The 24,437-nt window shown below is 74.5% G+C and carries 17 protein-coding genes; 4 read left to right on the top strand and 13 right to left on the bottom strand.

Going from position 1 to position 24,437, the window contains the following annotated elements:
- Window positions 1–22: 22 nt before the first annotated feature.
- The 10 genes from ACIPSC_RS16215 to pdxH form a co-directional block, all read right to left on the bottom strand.
- Window positions 23–988: a 2-hydroxyacid dehydrogenase gene (locus tag ACIPSC_RS16215; protein WP_400826267.1), complete on the bottom strand. Its 966-nt coding sequence runs from the start codon at window positions 986–988 to the stop codon at window positions 23–25.
- A 46-nt stretch (window positions 989–1,034) separates the two neighbouring features.
- On the bottom strand, window positions 1,035–5,027 hold the full coding sequence (gene fxsT / locus ACIPSC_RS16210) for an FxSxx-COOH system tetratricopeptide repeat protein (RefSeq protein WP_400826266.1): 3,993 nt from the start codon (window positions 5,025–5,027) through the stop codon (window positions 1,035–1,037).
- Complete coding sequence (locus tag ACIPSC_RS16205) at window positions 5,024–6,385, bottom strand: TIR-like protein FxsC (protein WP_400826264.1); 1,362 nt, start codon at window positions 6,383–6,385, stop codon at window positions 5,024–5,026. Before ACIPSC_RS16205 ends, fxsT (ACIPSC_RS16210) begins: the two co-directional genes overlap by 4 nt.
- 147 nt (window positions 6,386–6,532) lie before the next feature.
- The gene (locus ACIPSC_RS16200) at window positions 6,533–7,378 is read right to left on the bottom strand and encodes an aminoglycoside N(3)-acetyltransferase (RefSeq protein ID WP_400826263.1); all 846 of its coding nucleotides are present in this window, start codon (window positions 7,376–7,378) and stop codon (window positions 6,533–6,535) included.
- 88 nt (window positions 7,379–7,466) lie between these two features.
- The gene (locus ACIPSC_RS16195; protein WP_400826261.1) at window positions 7,467–9,914 is read right to left on the bottom strand and encodes an FxsB family cyclophane-forming radical SAM/SPASM peptide maturase; all 2,448 of its coding nucleotides are present in this window, start codon (window positions 9,912–9,914) and stop codon (window positions 7,467–7,469) included.
- Between the two features lie 41 nt (window positions 9,915–9,955).
- Window positions 9,956–10,138: a hypothetical protein gene (locus tag ACIPSC_RS16190; RefSeq protein ID WP_400826260.1), complete on the bottom strand. Its 183-nt coding sequence runs from the start codon at window positions 10,136–10,138 to the stop codon at window positions 9,956–9,958.
- Between the two features lie 237 nt (window positions 10,139–10,375).
- Window positions 10,376–14,416, bottom strand: a complete 4,041-nt coding sequence (gene fxsT / locus ACIPSC_RS16185; RefSeq protein ID WP_400826259.1) for an FxSxx-COOH system tetratricopeptide repeat protein — start codon at window positions 14,414–14,416, stop codon at window positions 10,376–10,378.
- Window positions 14,413–15,789, bottom strand: coding sequence for a TIR-like protein FxsC (locus ACIPSC_RS16180; RefSeq protein ID WP_400826258.1), 1,377 nt, complete (start codon window positions 15,787–15,789; stop codon window positions 14,413–14,415). The genes fxsT (ACIPSC_RS16185) and ACIPSC_RS16180 overlap by 4 nt, the downstream gene beginning before the upstream one ends.
- 100 nt (window positions 15,790–15,889) lie before the next feature.
- Window positions 15,890–16,072 carry a hypothetical protein gene (locus tag ACIPSC_RS16175; protein WP_400826257.1) on the bottom strand — a complete coding sequence of 61 codons (183 nt, stop codon included), beginning with the start codon at window positions 16,070–16,072 and terminating at the stop codon, window positions 15,890–15,892.
- A 248-nt stretch (window positions 16,073–16,320) separates the two neighbouring features.
- Window positions 16,321–16,953 (bottom strand): pyridoxamine 5'-phosphate oxidase, encoded by a 633-nt coding sequence (gene pdxH, locus ACIPSC_RS16170; RefSeq protein ID WP_400826441.1) that lies wholly within the window; start codon window positions 16,951–16,953, stop codon window positions 16,321–16,323.
- A 414-nt stretch (window positions 16,954–17,367) separates the two neighbouring features.
- Here pdxH and ACIPSC_RS16165 point away from each other — a divergent pair, with 414 nt between their 5' ends.
- Both ACIPSC_RS16165 and serC read left to right on the top strand, forming a co-directional pair.
- Complete coding sequence (locus ACIPSC_RS16165) at window positions 17,368–18,468, top strand: citrate synthase 2 (RefSeq protein ID WP_238861305.1); 1,101 nt, start codon at window positions 17,368–17,370, stop codon at window positions 18,466–18,468.
- A gap of 135 nt (window positions 18,469–18,603) precedes the next feature.
- Complete coding sequence (serC, locus tag ACIPSC_RS16160; RefSeq protein WP_400826255.1) at window positions 18,604–19,722, top strand: phosphoserine transaminase; 1,119 nt, start codon at window positions 18,604–18,606, stop codon at window positions 19,720–19,722.
- A 258-nt stretch (window positions 19,723–19,980) separates the two neighbouring features.
- On the opposite strand, the gene ACIPSC_RS16155 is transcribed toward serC, so the two are convergent.
- Complete coding sequence (locus tag ACIPSC_RS16155; RefSeq protein WP_400826254.1) at window positions 19,981–20,748, bottom strand: SDR family oxidoreductase; 768 nt, start codon at window positions 20,746–20,748, stop codon at window positions 19,981–19,983.
- Between the two features lie 82 nt (window positions 20,749–20,830).
- Between ACIPSC_RS16155 and ACIPSC_RS16150 the strand changes: the two genes are divergently transcribed.
- On the top strand, window positions 20,831–21,511 hold the full coding sequence (locus tag ACIPSC_RS16150) for a TetR/AcrR family transcriptional regulator (protein WP_400826253.1): 681 nt from the start codon (window positions 20,831–20,833) through the stop codon (window positions 21,509–21,511).
- Window positions 21,512–21,552: 41 nt separating this feature from the next.
- Here the strand turns inward: ACIPSC_RS16150 and thpR are convergent, their stop codons facing one another.
- Window positions 21,553–22,140 (bottom strand): RNA 2',3'-cyclic phosphodiesterase, encoded by a 588-nt coding sequence (gene thpR, locus ACIPSC_RS16145; protein ID WP_400826251.1) that lies wholly within the window; start codon window positions 22,138–22,140, stop codon window positions 21,553–21,555.
- Between the two features lie 74 nt (window positions 22,141–22,214).
- Here thpR and ACIPSC_RS16140 point away from each other — a divergent pair, with 74 nt between their 5' ends.
- Window positions 22,215–22,733: a GNAT family N-acetyltransferase gene (locus tag ACIPSC_RS16140; RefSeq protein WP_400826250.1), complete on the top strand. Its 519-nt coding sequence runs from the start codon at window positions 22,215–22,217 to the stop codon at window positions 22,731–22,733.
- A gap of 48 nt (window positions 22,734–22,781) precedes the next feature.
- Here ACIPSC_RS16140 and ACIPSC_RS16135 read toward each other — a convergent pair whose 3' ends face one another.
- Entirely contained in the window at window positions 22,782–24,347 is a 1,566-nt protein-coding gene (locus ACIPSC_RS16135) for an MFS transporter (protein WP_400826249.1), read from the bottom strand.
- Window positions 24,348–24,437: the final 90 nt, after the last annotated feature.

Below are 24,437 nucleotides of genomic sequence, written 5' to 3'. Positions count from 1 at the left end.
TCGCCAGGACGGCCCGGGGGCGTCAGACGCCGACCGGGGTGACCGGATCGCCGCCGGCCAGCACCGCCAGGACGTTGTCCACCGCGAGGCCGCCCATCGCCTGCCGGGTGCGGACGGTGGCGCTGCCCAGGTGCGGGGCCAGCACCGCACGCTCCTGGGCCAGCAGCGCCGACGGCACCTCCGGCTCCCGCTCGAAGTTGTCCACCGCCGCGGCGAACAGTGCGCCCGACTCCAGCGCGGCGGCCAGCGCCTCCTCGTCCACCACCCCGGCGGTCATCGAGACCACCACCGCCCCGGGCGGCAGCAGGGCCAGCCGGCGGGCGTCCAGCAGGTGGCGAGTGGCGTCGCTGAGCGGGCAGGTCACCACCAGCACCTCGGAGCTCGCCAGCAGCTCCTCCAGCGGCAGCCACTCGGCGCCCTCGGCCTGCTCGGCCGGCAGCTCGCGGCGGTTGTGGTAGCCGACCGGCATGTCGAAGCCGCGGGCCCGGCGGGCCACCGCCCGGCCGATCCGGCCCATGCCGAGCACGCCCAGCCGGGTGCCGGCCAGCTCCATGCCGAGCAGGAAGTTCGGTGCCCAGGCCCACGGCCGCCCGGAGCGCAGCCACCGCTCGCCCTCGCCGAGCCGGCGGGTGGCGGCCAGCAGCAGCGCCCAGGCCATGTCGGCGGTGGCGGCGGTCAGCACCCCGGGGGTGTTGCTGACCGCCACACCGCGCTCGGCGCAGGCGGCGAGGTCGACGTTGTGGTGGCCGACCGCGTGGTTGGCGACCAGCCCGAGGCCGGGGCCGGCCGCGTCCAGGAACTCGCCGTCCACCGTGTCGTCCAGCGTGGTGACCACCGCGGACCGGCCGCGCACGGCCGCCAGCAGCTCGGCCCGCGGCATCGGCAGGTCCGAGTCGTGCTGCGTCACCGCATGGTGGGCGGTGAGCCGCTCGATCACCCCGGGCGCGAGGCGGCGGGTGACCAGGACCGGGGGCAGCTGCGGGCTCATGGCCCCGCAGCCTACCCGCCGGCCCCGGTCCCCGGTCGGCCCGCCGTCACACCGGCTGCGGCTCCAGGTCGCGGTTGATCCGCTTCCAGCCGCGGGCCGAGACGGTGTTGGGGTGCTCCTCGCCGAACTGGCGGATCAGCTCGGCGATCGCCCGGGCCCGCAGCTCGGCCGCCTGGGTGTGCCGGCCGGCCGCCCGCAACGTGACGGCCAGGTTGGCCTCGCAGGCCACCGCGTCCGGGTGCCGCGGCGAGTAGCGCTCGCAGAGACCGGCGTGCGCGGTGCGGCCGAGCTGCTCGGCGAGGTCGATCTGGCCGTCGTCCCCGTACGCGTTGGCCAGGTTGATCAGCGCGTTGAGGGTGTACGGGTGCTCCGGCCCCACCGACTGGGTGAGCCCCTCGACGGTGGCCAGCCCGCGCTCGATCGCGCCCCGGACGTCGCCGCTGCCCCGCAGGTAGATGCCGAGGTTGTTGGCGCAGGCCAGGGTGAACGGGTGCTCGTCGCCGAACAGCCGCTTGTGGCCCTCGTAGACCGTGGTGCAGAGGTCGCGGGCGGCCTCCTTGTCGCCGGAGGCGCTGTGGTCGGCGGCCAGGTTGAGCGCGCAGGCCAGCGCGTCCGGCGCGTCGGCGCCGTACCGCTCCAGGTAGCGCTCGTAGGTCTCCTTGGTGATCCGGCGGGCCTCGGCCAGCTGCCCGGTCCGGCGCAGCGAGACGGCCAGCGACTTGGCGTTGCGCAGGTTCTCCGGCAGGTCCGGGTCGAGCACGTCGCCGAGGTCCTCGGTGACCTCCTGGAGCAGCTCGACCGAGCCCCGGTAGTCGCCGAGTTCACGCAGGTCGCGGGCCAGGTTGGACTTGGTGGAGAGGGTGTACGGGTGCTTGGGGCCGAGCACCGCGGTGCGCCGGTCCAGGGTCTCCTGGTCGAGCTCGCGGGCGGCCTCGCTGTCGCCGACCAGCCGGTAGTCGATCGCCAGGTTGTTGGCCATCGACAGGGTGCGCGGGTTGTCGTCGCCGAACAGCTCGCGGAACTGGTCGAGGATCTCCCGGTCGAGGTCGAGCGCGGCCTGGAACCGGCCGAGCGCCCGCCGGTCGGCGCCGAGCGAGCCCGCGGTCATCAGGGTGTACGGGTGGTGCTCGCCGAGCAGCACCCGCTGGCGCTCCAGGGTGGCCTCGTCCAGCGCCAGCGCCTCGGCGTAGTTGCCCTGCGAGCGCAGCACGTTGGCGAGCTGGAAGCGGAGCAGCAGGGTCTGCCGGTCGTCCTCGCCGAGCTTGCTGGTCCACTCCGCGTCCAGCGCGTGGCCGAGGTCGCGGGCACGGTCCAGCTCGCCGCGCTTCCACAGGTAACGGACGCGGTCGATGAGCAGCTGCCGGGTGTCGGCCTCGTCGCAGTTGTGCGCCTTGGACGGCGACAGGTGCGGCCAGATCTCGTCGAACGCGGGCCAGTTGGCCGGGTCGTCGGTGTCGCCGAGGACCGGCCGGGCGCCGGTGAGGATGCGGTGCACCTCGTGGACGGCGACCTCCTGCTCGTCCTCGGTCATCTCGGCCCGGATCACCGCCTGGACCAGCCGGTGCACCTGGAAGCTGTTGGTGCCGGCGTCGACCTTGGCGAGCGCGTACCGGCCGATCGCCTGGATGACCTTGCCGAGCATGAACTTGTCGCTGAGGTCGGCGTCGTACTGGACCAGGGCGCGGATCATCTGGTCGCTGTAGAAGAGGTTCATCGAGATCGGCTCCGGCGCGAAGAACGCGCAGAGCTGGAGCAGCCGCACCGCCGCCGGGGACTGGGTGCGCAGCCGGGCGATCGAGACGTTCCAGGTGGCGCCGACCGGCGTGGGGTAGTCGGCCGGGCGGGCGCCGGCCAGCGCACGGGCGGCCTCCGCCTGCAGCTGGGCGACGTAGGTGTCGACCGGGGTGCCGGTGGTGTCCAGCCAGGCGGCGGCCACCTCGACGGCCAGCGGCAGGTCGCCGACCGCGTCGGCGACCCGGTCGGCGTCCGCCCGGGAGAGCCCGCGGGCGCGCCGGCACAGGTGCTCGACGCTCTCGCCGCGGGTGAAGACGTCCACCTCCAGCGCCTCCGCGTGCCCGGACCAGGCCTGGTTGCGGGAGGTGACCAGGATGTGGCCGGAGCCTCCGGGGAAGAACCGGCGGATCTCGGCCGGCTCGTCGGCGTTGTCGAAGATCAGCAGCCAGCGCGAGGTGGGCACACCGCGGCGCAGCGCCTCCCGGGCCGCCTCGGCGGCCTCGGTGACGGAGTCGCCGACCCGCAGGCCGAGCCGGCGGGCCAGGTCGGCCAGCGCGGGCGCCACCAGCTCGGTCTGCTCGGCGTCGATCCACCAGACCAGGTCGTAGTCGGACATGAAGCGGTGCGCGTACTCCAGCGCCACCTGGGTCTTGCCGACGCCGCCGAGGCCGTACAGCGTCTGCGGGGTGGGCAGCACCGCGGCCATGCCGCCGCGCAGCTGGTTGCGCAGCTGCTCCAGCACCGCGGCGCGGCCGGTGAAGGACGGGTTGCGCGGCGGCACGTCCCACACCTGCGGCTTGCTGCCGGGGAAGCGCGGGCCGGTGCCGGTGGTCTCGGCGAGCGGCACGTCGCCGCGGCCGAGGGCGCGCAGCAGGGTCTGCACCGACTGCGCCTCGTCGCGGCCGACCAGGTCGACCGGGTTGCGGTTGCTGAACGGCGCGGTGAGCCGGACGTCGCCGACGCGGACCGGGACCAGCTGGCGGCGGGTGCCGGACGGGTCGGAGCTGACCACCGACTCCCAGAGCGCGCGGGCCTGCGGCGAGCGCTGGTAGGCGGGCGAGAGCACGGCGACGGTCCGGTACGCGGCGTCGATGCCGCGCTCGGTCTCCTGGCGCGGGTCGGAGCCGGCGCTGAGGTCGCGGGGCAGCACCCGGAACCCGGCCCGGGTGAGGACGGACTCGATCCAGTCCGCCCACATCCGGTCCTCGGGGACGTAGGAGAGGTAGAGGTCGGCCGGGACGGACGGGCGGCGCCGGGTGAAGGCGTCCACGTAGCGCAGCCGGAGCTCCTCGTCGACCGGCGGCAGCGAGGTTGCCCGGCCCTCGGTGATCACGCCGGTGAGCCGCTCGCAGGCGGCCAGCATCGAGGTCTGGGTGCCGCCCTGGTCGCCGAAGGTGGCCAGGATCTCCTCGTAGGCGTAGAACGGCCGGTACGGGATCTCCACCGAGCCCCAGTAGTGGGCGAGTTCCTCGCCGGAGAGGCCGGCAGGCAGGCCGTCGAAGCGGATCCGGGCCAGCGCCCGGCCGGCGTCGGCCTTCTCCTTCTCGCCCTCGTCGATGCGCATCGGCACCGGCAGGATGCGGATGCCGCGCTCGCGGTAGCGGTCGTGGATGTGCTGGGCGATCCGGGAGGCGCCGTCGATCGACTGGTCGCTCAGGGTGAAGCAGACCACCAGGTCGTCGGGCATCTGGACGGTGCAGATCTCGGCGATGTCGGAGAGACCGGTGCGGGAGTCGATCAGCACGTAGTCGTAGCGCTTGCTCATGTCGGCGCGCAGTGCGTCGAAGAACTGCCCGCCGTCGAAGCGGTCGTAGAAGATGTCCCAGTCCAGGTGGGTGACGGCCTCGGAGTAGTCGCGGTTGAACTGGCCGGCGGAGAGGAAGTCCAGGCTGCCGCCGTCGGGGAACATCGGCCAGGAGAGCGACAGCGCGTGCGGGTGCACCCGGGCGAAGTCGAGGTGCCAGCCCTCGGCGTGCTCGACCGGCCGCAGCGCCTCCTCGCGGTACTCGGCGATCAGGTCCATCATGCCGGTGGTGCCGGCCAGCACGGTGGGGTCGAGGAACGGGTGGAAGAACTTGGCCAGGCCGGGCGCCTCCAGGTCCCAGTCCACGGTGAGCACCCGGAAGCCGTTGGCCGCGAGGATCCACGCGGTGTTGGCGAGCGCCATGGTGCGCCCGGTACCGCCCTTGTAGGAGTAGAAGGTGATGATCCGGCCCTGACGGTCCTGCTCCGCCTCCCGCTGGGCCGCCAGCTCGGCGACGCTCAGGCCGCCGATGCGGAGGTTCCTGGTGCGGTTCTCGCTCATGTGGTTCCTCCTCCGAACGGCGTCCCGTCGTCCGGACGATCGCCTGCTTCGCGTGGATGGTCGTCGTGGGCGGGGAGGCCGGGCCCGTCCCGGCCCCGGCCGTGCCGGAAGGCGTCCCGGAGGTTGGGCCGGGGCGGAGGCGGTTCCTCCGGCTCGGTCCTGGTCCGGCTCTCGAAGGCGTACTTGGCTTTCATGGCGGCCCGGGGCAGCGCGTCGTCGAACTCCTCCAGGCTGCCGAGTCCGGGCTGCTGCGCCCCGGTGGCCCCGAGGAAGCTGGGCCGGGCCGCGCGGTGGGTGAACCGCAGGGCCTGGTCGCTGAGTTCGCCCATCTCGCGGTGCTGCTCGGCGCAGTCCGGGTCGTCCATGTTCCATGGTTCCAGGACGCTCACCCAACCGCAGTCCGCACGGTCGAAGCGACGGACGAGTTCACGCCACCGCTCGTCCTTGAGCACCCAGCGGTCGAGCAGCAGGAGGCCGGGGGCGGTGGGCTCGCCGCCCGCGATGATCTCCTCCGCCTCGCCGTCGAACTCGTGCACGGTGGCCTGGAAGCCCAACTGCCTGGCCAGGCGCACCGCGTGCTCGGCGAGCGGGCGGGGGGCGGCCGGCCGGAAGGGGTGCCAGTCGGTGCGCTTCTCGCCGTAGTAGTCGGGGTTGCGCTCCGGCGGCACGTCGCCGCGGTGGTAGGCGAGGACGGAGATCCGCAGCCGCTTGGTGGGCGCGGTGACGTTGAAGGCGCTGGGCTGCGAGTTGAAGTCCAGCCGGCGCCCGACCGGGATGACCGTCTCCTCCGCGACCTCCACGATCCGCCGGGCCAGCCGGTGCACGGCCAGCTCGTACGCGCCCCGGAAGTAGCTCAGCTTCATCAGCGCGTACAGGCCCTCGGTCGCGTAGTCGGGACCGAAACTGGCGTGGTTGAACTGGAGTTCGCTCGCCACCTCGGGCAGCCGGTAGCGGCTCATCGGCGCCCAGAGCACCGGGACGATGCCGCTGGTCCGCTCCGAGTCGAAGTTGGCCGGGTAGACCGGCCGCCGGGTGAAGGAGTACCACTCCTGGCCGCACGGCACGCTGTTGAAGTACCGCGGCGAGTAGAGCGGCACAAAGACGCGGCAGGTGGCCAGCTCCTCCGAGAGCCGCTCGGCCCACAACTCCCCCTGGTGCATGGACTCGTCCATGAAGCCGACCGGGACGCCCGCCGGAACGGTGGTGAGCTGCAGCACGGCCTCGCAGAGGTCGCGGTACAGCTGCCGCACCCAGTGGTTGGGGTCGCCGGCACCGCGCGCACCGGCCCGCGGGGTGTGCGCGTAGCTGAGGAAGAAGTACGGCCGGGAGGATTCCTCGTCCCCGCCATGGTCGTTCACACGCGCCTCCCCCTGGCCCGCCTGCAACCGCCTTCCCGCGAGTCCCCGCACGCGGGGCTTCAGTGTAGGAACGACTGACGCCCCAATGGAATAGCACATCGGGCCGCACGAATTGACATGACTGAAACGACCGCCCCCGCACGACCGTTACGCCGTGGCCAGGTCGGGCCTGAGCCAGCGCCGCCGGCGCAGGATGCCGACCGCGAGATCGACCGCCTCGCGCATCGGTACGAGCCGGCCGTCGGCGCCGCCGACCCTGCCGCGGTGGACGCCCACGGCCGTGCGCAGCACCTCCTCGCCCAGCTCCGCGAAGTGCAGGTCATCCAGGAGCGGGCCGTCGAAGTGGACCCAGCGGCTTCCCCCGCCCTCCCGGACCACGCAGCCGTAGTGCCGGACGGGGATGTCCGGCATCTGCAGGTCGGCCAGGTGGAAGGGGGTGAACCTGGCCATCCCCACCCCGATGCCCAGAACATCCGCACCGAGTTCGTACATCCGCCCGAGCGGCGACGCCGTGCCGAGGTGGCAGGTGAGCTCGTGCAGCTCGGTGACGTCCTTGGCGCGGGCCCCGACCGCCGCGAAGGAGGACTGCGGGTGGTCGCTGCGCACCGCGCCGGGGTGGGTGCGGACGAGTTCGGAGAGCCGGCCCATGGTTGGCGAGCACGGCGTCGTGTACGGGTCGAAGGCGGGCATGCGCGCCCGCCACGCGTCCACCTCCCCGGGGGACCAGTCCTTCATCATCTCCCGGACCAGCCGGGAGGTGTCCGAGTTCTCCGGCGTCGCGGTGTAGGCGACCAGGGTGCCCCGCCCGGGCCCGCCGAGCGCGTCCAGCAGCGCCTCGACGACGGTGGTGCCGCCGCCCTCGACCGGGCCGAGCCTGCGCAGCGAGGCCTGGACGAGGAGCACGGCGCCCGGCCGCACGCCGAGCTCGGTGAACTGCCCGGCGAGCGCCGTCCTGGTCAGTTCGTTCTCTGCGGTGTCCTGCCGGGGTGGCACGGGACGCGGTTCGGTGAGGATGACGGTTCCCGAAGACGATCGGCCGGAGGGGGTCCGGTACCGGTGGGGGGTGGACGCGGGGGGACGGTCAGCTGATGGGCGCGGCCGGGCGCCGGGCCTGCCGGGCCTGCTCGGCGGCGGTCTCGGCCGCCGCCGGCAGTGCCACGTCCAGCCAGGGCCCGACCGTCTCCCGCATGCCGTCGGCGAAGCGCAGGCCGACCGGGGTGAGCGAGCCCGAGCCGGCCAGGCGCTCGACCGCCTCGGCGGTGTACCGGCGCCAGAGCGCGAACTGCGCCCGGGCGTGCTCGGCGACGGCGCCCGGCAGGCCGTCGTAGATGGCGGTCCGGGTGCGCCAGAAGGCGGTCACCGCGAGGTGGGCGTAGGTGCCCTGCAGCAGGCCCTCGACCGGGCGCGGGTCGGGCCGCCAGGGTGCGTCGTACAGCGCGGTGTCGGCGGGGTCGTAGAGGTCCACCAGATCCAGCACGGCGCCCAGTTTGACGTGCTGGAACTCGTGCGCGAGCAGGAGCGCCAGGGTCGGCGCGGTGCCCGGGCGGGCGATCCCGACCGCGCCGAACGCCTGCCGGGCGGCGGCGCTGACGTCGCGCCCGGGCGGGCCGGGGCGCAGCGGGGTGACGGTGGTCAGGCCGGTCCGCATGCCCTCGGCGTAGTCCGGCAGGTCCCGGTCGAGCAGCTCGACGGCCTCGCGCAGCGCACCCGTCCAGGCCAGCAGTTCGGCCTCTCCGAGGCGGTCGGCGACCGGCCACTGATGGCTGTCGCGCTGCGGGTCGGCGTCCTCCAGGGCGAGCGTCCAGCCGCCGGCCGGCCGGACCAGCCGGACCGGCTCGAAGCGCGGGTCCCGGTGGTCCGCGGCGACGGTGAGCACCTCGCCGTCGGCGGTGCGGACGGTGAACCCGTCGCCGGTGCCGGTGACGACCGCCTCGCCGCCCCCGCCGACGGCGATCCGGCCGAGGGTCGGCAGGTGGAGGCCGCCGGCCCGGACCGGCACGGCCACGGCGTCGCCCCGCCCGGCCCGGACGGCCGCGGCGCCGGCCAGCTCGGCCAGCCGCCCGAGCCCGGCACCCGGGTCGCCGCCGAGCCGCCGGGCGGCCCAGGCCCGCGCGTACGGGTGGCCGAGCACCGCGTCCAGCACGGCCGGTGCGGTGGAGTCGAGGTCGGCGAGCAGGTCCCAGGCGGCCGAGGAGCGCAGCCCGGAGGTGCCCCGGACGGCCGCCAGCATCGCGCGGGTGAGGGAGAGTTGGGAGCGGATCAGGGCCCGGACGGTGTCCGCGTCGCCGTGGCCGCGGGCCAGCTGGCCGAGCTGCCGGTCGGTGAGGCCGGCGGGCGGGGCCGGCTCGCCGGCCTGTGCGGGAACGGCCCGGCCGGCCGCCGCCCGCGGGGTGGTGCCGGGCCCGCCGGCCGGCGCGCCGCGGTCGGCGATGCCGTTGATGAGTGTCATGAGATCCCCGCAGTAGACGGAGGGGTGGTCGAATCCACCATCGGCCCGGTAGCGGTGGGCGTACAGACCGCCCCCGCAGGAGCGGACGACGGGGCAGGCACGGCAGGTGGCGCTCAGGCCGGCCAGCCCGGTCTGCCGGGCGGCCATGCCGGGGTGCCGGGCCACCTCGTCCAGGCTGTGCGTGAAGACGTCGAGGCCGGTGACGGGCGCGCCGTCGTACGCGGTCTTCAGGCTGTCGGCCTGCTCGAACGTGCCGTCGGTCTCCAGCACCACCAGCGCGGCGGGCTCCAGGCCGAGCGACTCGGTCAGGCTGGAGAGCCCGTGCAGGGTGCGGTGCACCGAGTCGAAGGTCCGCACGGCGAACGGCCGGCCGGCCGCCTCCCACCGGTCGTAGACGGCGAGCAGCCAGTCGGCGTACGGAGTCTCACCCCGGCCGGCCGGACGGACGGGCGGCTGCTCCCAGGTGGCGTGCGGGAGCAGGAAGTCGACGGCCGGCGGGTCGAGTTCGGCCAGCGCGTCGTACACCGCGACCGGGTCGTTCGCGACGTCGACGGTGCAGAGCAGGCCGGCGTAGAGGTGGCGGTACTCGGGGCGGCGCAGCAGTCCGACCGCCCGCAGCACCTGCGGGTGGCTGCTCCGGCCGTCGGCGAACCGGCGGTGCCGGTCGTTGGCCGCACGGTCGCCGTCCAGCGAGACGCCGACCTTGATCTCCAGCTCGTCGAAGAGCTCGCAGAAGGCGGGGCCGAGCAGCACCCCGTTGGTGTGGATCCGCAGGTCGAGCGCGCAGCCGGGCGGGAGTGCGGCCCGGAACTCCTCGGCGGCGCGGCGCAGTCGTTCCGGGCCGGCCAGCAGGGGCTCTCCCCCGTGCAGGACGACCCGGACGACGGTCAGGCCGTGGGCGGCGGCGTGGTCGCCGATCCGCCGGGCGGCCCTGGTCAGGACCTCCTCGCCGATGACCTTGGGACGGGCGCGCCAGCTGGTGTCGGCGTGCTCGTAGACGTAGCAGTGGTCACAGGCGAGATCGCACCGGCTGTGGACCTTCACCACGAACTGCGTGAACGGGAGCAGGGGTCGCGTCATGGCCAGTCGGTTTCAGCCGGAGCCGGTGGTCGATCGGCCGGTCAGATGGAGGAGTTGAAGGCCGCGACCGGCACCAGGCCGGTATCGGAGCCGGGCAGTGCACGCCGCAGTCGCGCGGCCAGCTCGTCGGCACCGAGCGAGGCCAGCTCGGCCAGCGTCGACCGGGCGCCCTGGTGATGATCCGTCAGATCCTGCATGGGCTTGGTGTCCAGTGCGGGTGTCATATTCGATTCTCTTCCACGATGGGGGTTAGAGAGAGCAGACTCCGGGTACACCCCGGGGCTTCGACCAAATGTAGTGGCAGCAGAAGGGCAAGAGCGCGCTGTTCCACGAGCCTCTGTGTCCTCTACCCCGCCATCCTGCGAAGTCTCGCGCAAAGTTCACCCACTCGGCGGTCGCGTAGCGGCACCTGCACGGCGCAGAGCCTCCGGCGGCGGACCGCGGACACGGACCGGTCGCGTTCAGACCGGTCGCGTCTCGATGTCGCTCTCCAGCCGGCGGCCGTCCCGGATCGCCGCCGTCACCGGATGGGCCTCTCCCATCGCCTCCCGGGCCCGCGCGAGCGCGTCCGCCGCCAGTCGCCCGGCCCGGTCGGTGTCACCGGTGGCCGCGAGGCTGAGCGACAGGTTGGAGACCGCCACCAGGGCGTCCGGGTGGTCCGGGCCGAGCACGTCGGCCAGCAGTGGTGCGGCCTGCTCCTCCAGGGCCACCGCCGCCGCGGGGTCGCCGGTCGTCGCCAGGCCGTTCGCGTGGTTCAGCAGCGCGATCCCGACGTACGGGTGGCGGTCGCCGAGCGCCGCACGCAGGCCGTCCAGGGCGCGGGCGGAGAGCCGCCCGGCCTCGGCGGTGCGGCCGGCCCGGCGCAGCGCCACCGCCAGGTTCGCGGCCGCGACCAGCGTGGTCGGGTGGTCCTCGCCGAGCTGGGTGCGGTGGTACCCGAACGCCTCCTCGGCCAGCGGGACGGCCCGCCCGGTGTCACCGAGCACGCCGAGGGCGCCGGCCAGGTTGCCGGCAGCGGCCGCGGTGCCGGGGTGGTCGGCGCCGTTGAAGGCGTGCAGCCGCCGGTGGACGTCCTCGTCGTTCGCCAGTGCCTCCTGGTACCGGCCGAGCCGGCGCAGCGCGACCCCGAGGGCCTGGCGGGCGCGCAGCGTGTCGGCGTGGTCGTCCCCGACGATCTCCCGATAGCTCTGCACCACGTGTTCCAGGAGGTCCAGGGCCTCCTGGAACCGTCCGGTACCGACCAGGTCGCAGGCGCAGTTGACGGCCGACAGCAGCGTGTAGGGGTTGCGCTCGCTCAGCGCCGCGCGCTGGAGGCGGTAGACGTCCTGGTGGCGGGCCAGCGCGGCCCGGTAGTCGCCGGCCATGAAGGCCGAGACGGCCAGGTTGTTCATGCTCATGAAGGTGCGCGGGTGCTCGGGGCCGAGCACCCGCCGAGCGGTCTCCAGGGTCTGCTCGTCCAGCGCCCGGGCCTCGGCGTAGCGGCCGAGGTGGCGCAGGTCGCCGCCGAGGCTGTTGGCCGCGGCGATGGTGTGCGGGTGCTCCGGGCCGAGCGCCGCGCGCAGCCCCTCGAACGCCTCCTGGTCGATCTCGTACGCCTCCTGCGCGGCGCCCTGGGACCGCCGGATGTTGGCGAGCTGAACGCGCATCAGCAGGTCCGGCAGGTCGTCGTCCCCGGAGCCGGCGGTGCCGCCGGGGGACCACCGGGCCAGGGCGCGTTCGGCGAGGTCGCGGCCGGCGTCGAGCAGGCCGCGGTGCCAGAGGTAGCGGACCGATTCGACGATCCACTGCCGGACGGCCGGGTCGGGGCTCCCGACGGCACCGGACGGCCAGAGGTGGGGCAGCAGTTCGGCGTACCGGGGCCAGTTGTCCGGGGTGTCGGGGTCGCCCGGGGAGTCCAGCGCGAGCGCACGGTGCACGACGGCCCGCACCCGTTCCCGGTCGGCCTCGGCGACCTGGTCGCGCAGCAGCGCCTGGGTGATCCGGTGCACGCTCAGCGCCCCGCCGGCCTGGTCGTACCGGGCGAGGTTGAACTGGTTGACGGTGCGCAGGATCTCGCCCATCGCGAGCCGGCCGTCCGGTGTGCCCGGGGACAGCCCGACGGCCTCGGTCACCGGCGCGCTGTAGAGCAGCCGGATCGGGACGGCGTCCGGGCCGAGGAAGCCGCAGACCTCCAGCAGCCGGGCGGCCGGGGCGTTGATCCGGCGCAGGTCGGCGCCGGCGATCCGCCAGGTGGCCGCGGCGACGGTGGAGTACTCGGCGTCCGCCCGGACCGACCGGTCGAGGATGTCGGTCAGCGTCTCGTCCAGCAGCTCGGCGTAGGTGGCGGCCGGCATCGGGGTCTCGTGCAGCCAGGCGGCGGCCTGGCCGACGGCGAGCGGCAGGTCCCCGAGGAGCTCGGCGATCCGGTCGGCATCGGCGGCCGGTACGCCGGCGTTGAAGCGGCGGACCAGCTCGACGCTCTCCGCCCGGTCGAAGACCTCGACCTCGGTCCGGCCGCGGTGCCGGGCCCAGCGCCGGTCGCGCGAGGTGACCAGGACGTGGCCGTCGGCGGAACCGGCCGGGAGCCAGGGCGCGAGGTGCTCCGGGTCCTCCGCGTTGTCGAAGACCAGGAGCCAGCGCGGGTGCGGCCGGCCCCGGCCGAGCGCGTCCAGCACGGCCCGGGCGGTCCGGGCCACGTCACCGCTGGTCTCCAGGCCGAGTTCGGGCGCGAGTTCGGCGAGCCGCTGCGGCACGCCGGCCGGCTCCTCGGCCGGGACCCACCAGACCACGTCGTAGGAGGGCGCGAAGCGGTGGGCGTACTCGACCGCGGCCTGCGACTTGCCGACCCCGCCCATGCCGTACAACACCTGCACGGGTTCGGCCGCCGGGCCGAGGGTGAAGCCGTCCCGCAGGGTCTCCAGCAGCCGGCCGCGGCCGGTGAACGAGGGCAGCCGGGGCGGGAGGCCCTGCACGGCGGGCCGGCCGGCCGGGAAGCGGGCGGGCGGCGGCGCCGGCTCCTCCTCGGCCTCCAGCCACCGCCCGGCGCCGGGCGGCGGGCCGAGCAGTTCGAACAACTGCGTCTCGGCCTGCTCGGCCGAGCCGCGGGCGAGGTCGCGCACCGGGTGGCCGGCGAACGGCTCTGGCAGCGGCGCGTCACCGGGGTCCGCGGTCGAGAGCGCCAGCAGGCCCGCCGCACCGCCGTCCTGCTCGGCCGAGGTGAGCCGGCGCCAGATCTCCCGACCGCGGGGCAGCGCCGCGTACTCGGGCGAGAGCAGCACCAGCACCCGGCCGTCGCCGTCCAGCGGGCCGGCCGCCTCCGGCAGTGCGCTGGCGCCGGGCGGGCCCGGGTCCAGCGGCGCGGCGGCGCCGTGCAGCGAGGTGAGGTAGCCGAATCCGGCCAGCGCGGCGGCCGCCCACTCGGCCCAGACCCGGTCGCCCGGGGCGTAGCTGAGGTACACCTGGCGGGAGCGGGTGCGGCCGGTGCGCAGGTACGCCGCGTACAGCCGGCGGCGGGCACGGTCCGGGACCGGGTGCAGCGTGCGCACCCGGCCGTCGGTCAGCCAGTCCGCCAGCCGTTCGAACGCGCCGAGCAGGCTGCGGCCCTGCTGCGGCCGGTCGACGATGGTGGCCGGCACCTCCTCGTAGGCGTAGAAGGGCTTGTAGGGCACCTCGACGTCCCGCCAGTAGTCGGCCCGGCGGTCGGCGCTCAGCCAGCGGCCCAGGTACGGCGCGAAGGCGTCGTGGGCGAGGTCGCGCCCGGCCGCCAGACCGGCCCGCTCGGCGTCCTCGACCCGCATCGGGACGGGCAGCACCCGGATCTCGCGCTCGTCGGCGTCCACGATGGCCCGGGCCGCGTCGACGCCGCCGCGGATGCTCTGGGCGCCGAGGGTGAAGCAGTCCACCACGGTGTCGGGCATCAGCACGGTGCAGATGCCGGAGGTGTCGCTGACGCCGGTGCGGCTGTCGATCAGCACGTAGTCGTAGCTGCGCGTCCACCGCTCGCGCAGGGCGAGCAGGAACTCGGCGCCCCGGACGTCGGCGCGGGTGTAGAAGCTGCGCCAGTTGAAGCTGGTGACGGCGGCGGAGTAGGCGGCGTTCTGCCGGCCTGCCGGCATCAGGTCGAGCCGGCCGCCGGCCGGCAGGTCGAGGGCGAGGCCGCACAGGTAGCGGTCCATCCGGCCGGGCTCGGCCAGCCACTGCGCGGGGGCGGTGGCGGCGGCGTCGCCGGGGCCGGGCAGGGCCTGTTCGACGTAGGCCCGCAGCAGGTCGATCAGACCGTCGGTGGCGTGGAGTTCGGGGTCGATCAGCAGCGGGTGGTAGTACCGGTGCAGGCCCGGGGCCTCCAGGTCCCAGTCCACCACCAGGACCTTCAGGCCCTGGCTGGCCAGGATCCAGCCGAGGTTGGCCAGGGCCATGGTGCGGCCGGTCCCGCCCTTGTAGGAGTAGAAGGTGACGACGGAACCGGTCCCGGGCGTCGACAGGGCGGCGGCCCCGTCCGCGAGGGCGACCTGGTCGGCGGTCATCGTTCGGTGTCTCCTTCGCGGGGCTCCCGGGGCGGCGGGGGCGTGGGGGCGGGCGGCCACGCGGGGATCGTGAGACCGGGCATCGTCCCGACCGCGGGGGCGAGCCCGAACCGGGCCCGCGCCGAAACCGGATCGGGGTCGTCCGCCTCGTCTAACAGCCTGTTCTGCGCGACCGTTACGGTGCTGAGGAGTTCCGCCTCGAAGCGTTCCCGGGCGACCCGCACCCGGAACAGCGGTTCCGGACCGGAGCGGTGGAGCCAGTTGCGCGGGAAGACCTCGCGCACCCCGCCCCAGAGCCGGGCGCGCGCCGGGCCGTCCGCCGGGTCGTCCGTCCCGGCCGGCACCAGCACGGCGGTCACCGGGTGGTTCCCGTCGTCGAACTCGCGCAGCGCCCCCCGGTAGGGCTCCGTGCCGGCCGCCCACGGGTCCACCAGCAGGACGCTGACCTGGTTGCCCTCCCGGGCCCGGTCCAGGCTGGCGGCGAGGCCGGGGCCGATCTCGTCCAGCGTGGTGCTGTGCCCGGCGCGGGTGATCACCTGCTGCGCCTGCACCACCAGCGAGGGCAGCCGCGGCGGGTGGTAGGGCGCCCAGTCCCAGGGCTGCGCCCCGTACCAGCCGCCCCGGTGGCCGCCGTCGGCCGGCGTCCGCTCCTCCGGGCCGGTGACGGCCTGCGCGAGCGCGGCGGCGCCGGCCGGGCGGTCCCCGGCGAGCCGGCGGGCCGCGGCGTGGCCGGCGGCGACGAAGATCCGCACCAGGCCGCTGCGGGTCTGCGGCACCACGGCGGCCGGCACCGGGAAGCAGCCCTCCACCAGCCCGAGGTCGAGGCCGGCCAGCTCGGCCACCGGCTGCAGGGCGGCCTCCCGCACCCGTTCGGCGATGGCCCGCACCACCCGCCGGTAGTCGGGGCCGTGCGGGTCGGCCCGCAGCAGGTCGCGCAGGCCGAGGGCGGCGTAGGCGGGGCCCAGGTGGTGCTCCAGGTACTGGATCCGCCGGACCTCGGCCGGCAGCCCGGCCGGCGGCGGTTCCCAGACCACCGGGATCAGCGCCGGCACCGACTCGCCGGTCAGTTTCCGGTGCCGGCGGACCCTGTCGTCGAAGGCCGTCCACTCCTTGCCGCAGTACGAACTGGCGAAGTAGGCCGGGGAGTAGAGCGCCACCATGGTGCGGCTGACCGCGAGCATCCGGGAGAGCTGCTGCTCCCAGTCGTCGCCGACGCGCAGCCGTTCGGTGTCCCGGTAGGCGAGTTCGCCTGGGCCGGCCGCCGGCTCGATCCGGGCGAGCTCGTCCCGCAGGTCGCTGAAGAACTGGTCGACGAAGGCCCCGCCGGCCACGTGGTCCTGCCGCGCGTAGCTGAAGAAGAAGTACGGCCGCACTGCAGCACCCCCCGGCCGGTCCGCCAACGGGGCCTACCGTACCGGGGAGTTGACGGGGCATGAGGCAGGATCGGGGAAGACCCCGACCGACCGCTCCGGGTCAGACGGCGGACTGGAAGACGGCCACCGGCAGGGCGCCCGGCCGGTCCGTGTCCACGCCCGCGCGGCGGACCAGCCCGCCGACGAAGTCGTCGGACTGTTCTGCGAGTTGAGCTAGCGTCGGCCGCTCGGAGGTGTCCCGCGGTTCGAGCGGCGCGCCGGCGTGGGTGGCGGTGTCACTCATCGATCGCCTCACCCTCTCGGGAGGAGTGGTGGTGGCCGCGGCCCGCAGCCGGGGCCTTTGCTCCACACTACTGCGCCGGCCGCCACCTGTTCAGGGCCCGCGACCGGGCGCCCGGTTCACGAGGGAGCGCACGCGGGGCACACGGCCCGTCCCCGGGGCGGGAGTTCGCCCGCAAGGGCACCGCGCTCACGGGCCCGGGCGGCGGTGGCCGGGTCGGCCGGCCCGGCCCCGGGGCACCCCCGCCGCGCTCACGGGCAGAGCCGCTCCACCAGCCAGCCGCCCGGCACCGACGGGTCCGCCAGGTAGCGCAGCCGGTCGTGCAGCCGGTTCTCCCGCCCCTGCCAGAACTCCACGCTCTCCGGGACCACCCGGTAACCGCCCCAGAACGGCGGCACCGGCACTCCCTCGCCCTCCGGGTACCGGCGCTCCAGCTCCGCGTACCGCTGCTCCAGCACCTCCCGGCCGTCCACCGGGCTGGACTGCTCGCTGGCCCAGGCGCCGAGCTGGGAGCCGTGCGGACGGGTGCGGAAGTAGGCGGCGGTCTCGTCCCGGCCGACCTTCTCCACCCGGCCCTGCACGATCACCTGCCGGGCCAGCGCGATCCACGGGAACAGCAGCCCCGCGTACGGGTTGGCGGCCAGCTCGGCGCCCTTGCGCGAGCCGTAGTTGGTGAAGAAGACGAAGCCGCGGGTGTCGAAGCCCTTCAGCAGCACGGTGCGCGAGCTGGGCCGACCCTCGGCGTCCGCGGTCGAGAGCACCATCGCGTTCGGCTCCACCACCCCGGCGTCGTCGGCCTCGTGGAACCAGCGGGTGAACTGGGCGATCGGCTCGGCGGCGAGCTGCTCCTCGACCAGTCCCTCGTGGGTGTAGTGCTTGCGCATCACGGTGAGGTCCGGCCCGGGCCGGGCCTCCTCGGCCAGGATCCGGGTGGCGGGCTGCGAGGGCGTCGACTGGGCGCGTTCCGGGGTCTGCACATCAACATCATCCCGTACGACAAGCAACCGGCACCGCTACCTGTGGACAAACCCCGGTGGGAGATAAGGTGACTCGCCACCGCTTGACCGCCCGACCTACGGTGAATTGTCCGGAACCTGGCGTTTGGTTCCGAAGATTTCCCGGGCACGACCGGCCACCGGGCGAAAGTCAAGCGGCCCCAGGGGAAACATCACCACGGTGGTGTATGGCGCAATGCACCCCGTGCCTGTCAGGCTGGCACCGAGTGCCAACCACCATCGGTCACTGGTGTGCCGCCCCACCATGGCGGCCCGCCGATCGCAGAACTGAAGGAGCCGTCCATGTCCGACTTCGTACCCGGGCTTGAGGGAGTCGTCGCGTTCGAGAGCGAGATCGCCGAACCCGACCGTGAAGGCGGCGCCCTGCGGTACCGCGGTGTCGACATCGACGACCTGGTCGGCCACGTCTCCTTCGGCCACGTCTGGGGCCTGCTGGTGGACGGCAAGTTCAACCCCGGCCTGCCGGCCGCCGAGCCCTTCCCGATCCCGGTCCACTCCGGTGACATCCGCGTCGACGTGCAGTCCGCGCTCGCCATGCTCGCCCCGGTCTGGGGCCTGCGGCCGCTGCTGGACATCTCCGCCGAGCAGGCCCGCGACGACCTCGCCCGCGCCGCCGTGATGGCCCTCTCCTACGTCGCCCAGTCGGCCCGCGGCCAGGGCCTGCCGATGGTCCCGCAGAGCGAGATCGACAAGGCCGAGACCGTCGTCGAGCGCTTCATGATCCGCTGGCGCGGCGAGCCGGACCCGAAGCACGTCAAGGCCATCGACGCCTACTGGACCTCCGCCGCCGAGCACGGCATGAACGCCTCCACCTTCACCGCCCGCGTCATCGCCTCCACCGGCGCCGACGTCGCGGCCGCGCTCTCCGGCGCCGTCGGCGCGATGTCCGGCCCGCTGCACGGCGGTGCGCCGTCCCGCGTGCTCGGCATGATCGAGGAGATCGAGCGCACCGGCGACGCCACCGCCTGGGTCAAGAACGCGCTGGACAAGGGCGAGCGCCTGATGGGCTTCGGCCACCGCGTCTACCGCGCCGAGGACCCGCGCGCCCGCGTGCTGCGCCGCACCGCCAAGGAGCTCGGCGCGCCGCGCTTCGAGGTCGCCGAGGCACTGGAGAAGGCCGCGCTGGAGGAGCTGCACAACCGCCGCCCCGACCGCGTGCTGGCCACCAACGTCGAGTTCTGGGCCGCCATCATGCTGGACTTCGCCGAGGTCCCGGCGCACATGTTCACCTCGATGTTCACCTGCGCCCGCACCGCCGGCTGGTCGGCCCACATCCTGGAGCAGAAGCGCACCGGCCGCCTGGTCCGCCCGGCCGCCCGCTACATCGGCCCCGGCCCGCGCAGCCCGCGCGACATCGAGGGCTACGACGCGATCGCGCACTGACCCGAAAGAGCTGCGAGCCAGCGGGTCCGGCACCGGCCGGGCCCGCTGTTTCCGCAGCTCGCAGCCGGGTTGGCGGCATCTCAGCGGTCGGACGGCGGTCACCGTGGACGGCCGGTGACCGGTAGGCTGCGCCCCGTGGCTCAGATCCAGATCCCCGCTGACATCAAGCCCGCCGACGGCCGATTCGGCTGCGGCCCGTCCAAGGTGCGCCCCGAGGCCCTGAGTGCCCTCGCCGCGACCGAGACCTCCCTGCTCGGCACCTCCCACCGCCAGGCCCCGGTGAAGAACCTGGTCAAGCGCGTGCGCGAGGGCGTGAGCAGCCTCTTCTCCCTCCCCGAGGGATACGAGGTCGTGCTCGGCAACGGCGGCTCCACCGCCTTCTGGGACATCGCGGCCTTCGGCCTGGTGCGGGAGAAGTCCCAGCACCTCGACTTCGGCGAGTTCTCCTCCAAGTTCGCCTCCTCGGTCAAGGCCGCCCCGTGGCTGGCCGAGCCGAGCGTGATCAAGACCGCGCCGGGCACCCACCCGCTGCCGGTCGCCGAGGCCGGCGTGGACGCCTACGCGCTCACCCACAACGAGACCTCGACCGGCGTCGCGATGCCGATCGCCCGCCCGGCCGGCGCCGACCAGGGCTCGCTGGTCCTGGTGGACGCCACCTCCGGTGCCGGCGGCCTGCCGGTGGACATCACCGAGACCGACGTCTACTACTTCGCCCCGCAGAAGTCCTTCGCCGCCGAGGGCGGCCTCTGGCTGGCGACCTTCTCCCCGGCCGCCCTGGAGCGCGCCGCCGAGATCGCCGGCTCCGGCCGCTACATCCCGCCGTTCTTCGACCTGCCGACGGCCATCGACAACTCGTCGAAGGACCAGACGTACAACACCCCGGCGATCTCCACCGTGTTCCTCCTCGCCGACCAGCTCGACTGGCTGAACGGCAACGGCGGGCTGGACTGGGCCGTCGCCCGTACGGCTGATTCCTCGTCCCGGCTGTACGGCTGGGCCGAGAAGTCCGCGTTCGCCAACCCGTTCGTGGCGAACCCGGCCGAGCGCTCGCAGGTGGTCGGCACGATCGACTTCGACGCCTCGGTGGACGCCGCCGCCGTCGCCAAGGCACTGCGTGCCAACGGCATCGTCGACACCGAGCCGTACCGCAAGCTCGGCCGCAACCAGCTGCGCATCGCGATGTTCCCGGCCGTCGACCCGGCGGACGTCGAGGCGCTGACCGCCTGCATCGACTACGTGGTCGAGCAGCTCTGACGCGTCGCGGGCGACACGTGAGGGCCACCGCCTGCGGGCGGTGGCCCTTTCACGTCCACGCCGGCCCCGACCGCCGGGGCCCAGGGCCTGTCTTGTGGATCAGGTCGCAGCCCCGGGCTGATCCACAGGGCAGGCCCTAGCGGTCGACCAGCGAGCTGATCAGCACGACGACGAGCAGCAGCACCAGGGCGCCGGTGACGATACGCATACGAGTCTTGGGATCCACGGTCAACGAGGGTACCTCCGGCCGGTCGGAGCTCAGACGCCGAGGCTGGATCCCCCGCTGGCGTCCACGTTCTGCCCGGTGACCCAGCGGGCGTCGTCCGAGGCCAGGAAGGCCACGACGTCCGCCACGTCGGACGCCTCGCCGACCCGGTCGAAGGCCGAGTAGGCGGCCACCCTGGCCCGCTCCCGCGGATCCGCCAGCCAGGGGTTGATGTCGGTGGCGACGACTCCGGGCAGCACGGAGTTGACCGTGATCCCGCGCGGGCCGAGCTCCTCCGCCAGGGTCAGCGTGAGGGTGTTCAGGGCACCCTTCGTCATCGCGTACGAAACGGCGCCCGGGAAGGCCACCCGGGTGACGCCGGACGACACGTTGACGATGCGGCCGCCGTCCCGCAGCCGGCCCAGCCCGTGCTGGACGACGAAGAACGGCGCCCTGGCGTTCACCGCGAACACCCGGTCGAAGTCGGCCTCGGCCACCTCGTGGATCCGCCCGAACTGGCCGATCCCGGCGTTGTTCACCAGGATGTCCAGGCCCGCGCCGCCGCCGTGCGCCGCCAGCCCCTCGTCGAAGGCCGCCCAGAGCGCCTGCGCGTCGCCGGGCACGCCCAGCTCGGCACCGATCGCGAAGGCCCGCCCGCCGGCCTGCTCGATCGTCCGCACCACCTCGTCGGCGGCCGCCGCGTTGCCCCCGTAGTGGACGGCGACCAGCGCGCCGTCCCGCCCCAGCCGCTCGGCGATGCCCCGCCCGATCCCCCGGCTGCCGCCCGTCACCAGTGCCGTCCTGCCCGCAAGCGCGCCCATGGCCACGCCCTCATTTCTGTAGCGGTCGCTAATGAATGGAACCGTAACACGGCTTCTGTAGCGCTCGATATAGAATCTCGGCATGGCGACGACGAAGGGCACCACGGGGGCCGGCACGGAGACCACGACGGCGGGGGCGGCCACGGAGGCCCCGGGAGCCCCGGCGGCCGCGGGGACGGGGCACCGCCGCGGGCGGCCGCGCTCCTTCGACCGCGAGGCCGCCCTGGAGCAGGCCCTGCGGCTCTTCTGGGAGCACGGCTACGAGGCGACCTCGGTCGCCGACCTCACCGCCGCCATGGGCATCCGCCCGCCGTCCCTGTACGCGGCCTTCGGCGACAAGCGGGCACTGTTCGCGGAGGTGGTGGCCCGCTACCGGGAGAGCCACGGCGCGTACGCCACCCGGGCGCTGGCCGAGGAGCCCACCGCCCGGGCCGGGGTGGCCCGGATGCTGCGCGAGGCCGCCGCCCAGACCACCGACCCGGACCACCCCTGGGGCTGCCTGCTGATCACCTCGACGGTGAACTGCACCACCCCCGAGGTCGCCGAGGCCGTCCGGGAGCTGCGCAACGCCAACGTCCGCGCCCTGGAGTCCCGGATCCGCGCCGACGTCGCGGCCGGCCACGAGCCCGCCGGGACCGACCCGGCCGCCCTGGCGCAGTTCACCGCCGCGGTGCTGCAGGGCATGTCCCAGCGGGCCCGGGACGGCGCCGGGCGGGCCGCGCTGGAGCGCGTCGCCGCCGACGCGATGCGGATCTGGCCGTGACGCCGGGCGGGCGCTCCCGGGGCCACCCAGGCTCTGGGCCCTCAGCTCCAGTCGGCGAGCGGCCAGGCCCGGACCGTCCGGTAGTGCGGGGCGCCGCCGTCCGACTCGCTCTGCATCAGCCGCAGCTCGGCGGCCTCCCACTCCGGCCCCCGGTAGTCGGCCAGCGCCGCCGCCAGGCCGTCCAGCTCCGCCGCCGCCACCCGCTGCACCGCCCTCCGGTGCCCCCGGTGGGAGCCGGCCCGGGCCAGGGTCAGGTGCGGGTGGAAGCCGTACGCGTCCGTCTCGCCGGCCACCTCCGCGACGGCCTCGCCGACCGCCTCGGCGAGCCGCCGCAGCGCCCAGGTCTGACCGTCCACCCCGGCCCAGAGCACCCGGTCGCCGAACCGGCCGGCACCGGAGATCCGCAGCCGGTGCACCGCGTGCACCTCGGCCACGCCGGCCAGGCCGGCCTCCAGCTCGGGCAGCCGCTCGGCCGGCACCTCGCCGAGGAAGGCCAGCGTCAGGTGCCAGCCCTCGACCGTCGTCCAGCGCAGCCGGTCGGCCCCCGGCAGCCCGCGCACCGGCGCGACCGCGTCGGAGAGCCCCTGCAACGCCTCGACCGGCGGGACCACCGCCACGAAGAGCCTCATACCGCCATCCTCCCTCCCCGCGCGGCCGGCGGGCGGCTTCCCGAACCGCATCGTTTGGGCTAGAACGGTCTTCCATGAAGATCCGCAACGGGGGTCCCGACTCCGTCCCCGACATCCTCGCCCTGCTCGACGGCGCCGTCACCTGGCTGGCCTCCCAGGGCCGTACCGGCCAATGGGGTGACCAGTCCTTCAGCGGCAACCCGGCCCGTGTCGAGCACATCACGAAGTACGCCGCCGCGCCGTTCCTGATCCGGCTCGCGGTCGACGACGAGGGCCGCACGGTCGGCTCCTGCGTCCTCTCCGAGGAGCGCGGCCTGCACATCCCGGCGGTGGACGAGCGCGAGCTGTACATCCGCAACCTGGTCACCGACCGGTCCCGCAAGGGTTCGGGCATCGGTGCCGCGCTGATCGCCGACGCGCTCGACGAAGCCCGGCGGCGTGGCATCGGCCTGGTCCGGGTGGACTGCTACGCGGGCGCCGACCGCAAGCTGGTCGGCCAGTACCGCGCGCTCGGCTTCACCGAGACCGAGGCCTTCGAGGTCGAGCAGCCGGGCGGGGCCTGGCATGGCCAGGTACTGGAGATCCGGCTCTGACCGGACGCCCCGGGGGCGGGCGATCCCGCCCCCGGGGCCGGCGAACCGTCAGCAGGCCGGAGCCAGCTCCGACTTGGCCGGAGCGGTGGTGCGCGGCACGAAGGCCACCACCCGGCCGCCGCGGCCCGGGTGCAGGTCGAACCGCACCCGCAGGTCCGCGCTGCGGGCCAGCACCAGACCGACCACGGCGGCAGCCGCCGCCGACACCAACCCGCAGGCCAGCAGGCCGAGTCGGGGCCCGTACGAGGCGGTCACCCAGCCGACGACCGGCGCGCCGATCGGCGTGCCGCCGGTGAAGACCAGGACCAGCAGGCCCATCACCCGGCCCCGCATCTCGGGGTCGGTGCCCAGCTGCAGCGCCGAGTTGACCGAGGTGTTGAAGCTCAGCCCGAACACCCCGATCAGCGTCAGCAGCACCGCGAAGGTCCAGTAGCCGGGCGCGAACGCGGCCACGACCTCCAGTGCGCCGAACGCCAGCGCCGCCCCCACCAGCCGGCGCAGCCGGGGCGCGCCCCGGCGGGCCGCGAGCAGCGCACCGGCCAGCGAACCGACCGCCATAGCGGTGTTCAGCAGGCCGTACTGCCCGGCACCCACGTGGAAGGTGTCGTAAGCGAAACCGGAGAGCAGGGTCGGGAAGTTGAAGCCGAAGGTGCCGATGAACCCGGCCAGCACCATCGGCCAGAGCAGCTCGGGCCGCTCTCTCACGTACCGCAGGCCCTCGCGCAACTGCCCCTTCTCGCGGGCGATCGGCGCGGTGGGCCGCAGCTCGTTCTCCCGCATCGCGAGCAGACCGCCGATCACGGCGGCGAAGGAGAGCGCGTTCACGGCGAACGCCCAGCCGCTGCCGACCGCCGCGATCAGCAGGCCCGCCACGGCGGGGCCGATCAGGCGCGCGGTCTGGAAGTTGGCGGCGTTCAGGCTGACCGCGTTGGCGAGGTCCTTCGGACCGACCATCTCGGAGACGAAGGCCTGCCGGGTCGGGTTGTCCACCACCGTGACCAGGCCCAGCAGCAGCGCGAACGCGTACACGTAGTACGGCGTCACGACGCCGCCGACGGTGAGCACGGCGAGGCCGGCGGCGAGCAGGCCCATCGCACCCTGGGTGTAGATCAGCAGCCGGCGCTTGGGCATCCGGTCGGCGAGCACCCCGCCGAACAGGCCGAGCAGCAGCATCGGCAGGAACTGCATCGCGGTGGTGATGCCGACGGCGAGCGGGCTGCCGGTGAGGCTGAGGACCAGCCAGTCCTGGGCGATCCGCTGCATCCAGGTACCGGTGTTGGACACCACCTGGCCGGCGAAGTAGTAGCGGTAGTTGCGCACGCGCAGCGAGGAGAACATCCCCCCGGGCCTGGTGAAGCGGTCCCCCGTGGCGGTCGGGAGGGGGCGTGCCGGCGAAGGGCCGTCGACGGGCGACGGGCGGGCCGCGCGGGGGCGGCCTGGAGCGGCGGGGTCGTCCGCCGCGGTGCGTTCGTCGGGGTCGTCGTCGCCGCTGCCGGGCAGCCCCGTCGGGGCGGGTGCCTGGCTCTCGGCGGCCGCGGCGCTCGCCGCGGCGGGGTCGGTGGTCGGGTCGTCGGTACGGAAAGCGGCGGCGCTGGCTGCGGCCGGCGGTGTCACGGTGGTCTCCCCTCGCGGCGCGACGACCCGTCGGGGGGCCGTCGCGCTCCTGGTGTCAGTGGTCGGTCCTGCGGTGATGCGGTTCTCCTT

This window comes from Kitasatospora sp. NPDC090091, from assembly GCF_044747365.1.
Taxonomy (GTDB): Bacteria; Actinomycetota; Actinomycetes; order Streptomycetales; family Streptomycetaceae; genus Kitasatospora.
The sequence above is the reverse complement of the archived record's forward strand: the minus strand, read 5'-3'. Positions and strand labels throughout refer to the sequence as shown.

Bases quoted from the DNA above. Each gene is read 5' to 3' on its own strand.
- thpR (WP_400826251.1), bottom strand. From the start codon at position 22,140: ATGAGGCTCTTCGTGGCGGTGGTCCCGCCGGTCGAGGCGTTGCAGGGG.
- ACIPSC_RS16215 (WP_400826267.1), bottom strand. From the start codon at position 988: ATGAGCCCGCAGCTGCCCCCGGTCCTGGTCACCCGCCGCCTCGCGCCC.
- fxsT (WP_400826266.1), bottom strand. From the start codon at position 5,027: ATGAGCGAGAACCGCACCAGGAACCTCCGCATCGGCGGCCTGAGCGTC.
- ACIPSC_RS16150 (WP_400826253.1), top strand. From the start codon at position 20,831: ATGGCGACGACGAAGGGCACCACGGGGGCCGGCACGGAGACCACGACG.
- ACIPSC_RS16155 (WP_400826254.1), bottom strand. From the start codon at position 20,748: ATGGGCGCGCTTGCGGGCAGGACGGCACTGGTGACGGGCGGCAGCCGG.
- pdxH (WP_400826441.1), bottom strand. From the start codon at position 16,953: ATGCGCAAGCACTACACCCACGAGGGACTGGTCGAGGAGCAGCTCGCC.
- ACIPSC_RS16140 (WP_400826250.1), top strand. From the start codon at position 22,215: ATGAAGATCCGCAACGGGGGTCCCGACTCCGTCCCCGACATCCTCGCC.
- ACIPSC_RS16195 (WP_400826261.1), bottom strand. From the start codon at position 9,914: ATGACGCGACCCCTGCTCCCGTTCACGCAGTTCGTGGTGAAGGTCCAC.
- ACIPSC_RS16175 (WP_400826257.1), bottom strand. From the start codon at position 16,072: ATGAGTGACACCGCCACCCACGCCGGCGCGCCGCTCGAACCGCGGGAC.
- ACIPSC_RS16165 (WP_238861305.1), top strand. From the start codon at position 17,368: ATGTCCGACTTCGTACCCGGGCTTGAGGGAGTCGTCGCGTTCGAGAGC.
- fxsT (WP_400826259.1), bottom strand. From the start codon at position 14,416: ATGACCGCCGACCAGGTCGCCCTCGCGGACGGGGCCGCCGCCCTGTCG.
- ACIPSC_RS16190 (WP_400826260.1), bottom strand. From the start codon at position 10,138: ATGACACCCGCACTGGACACCAAGCCCATGCAGGATCTGACGGATCAT.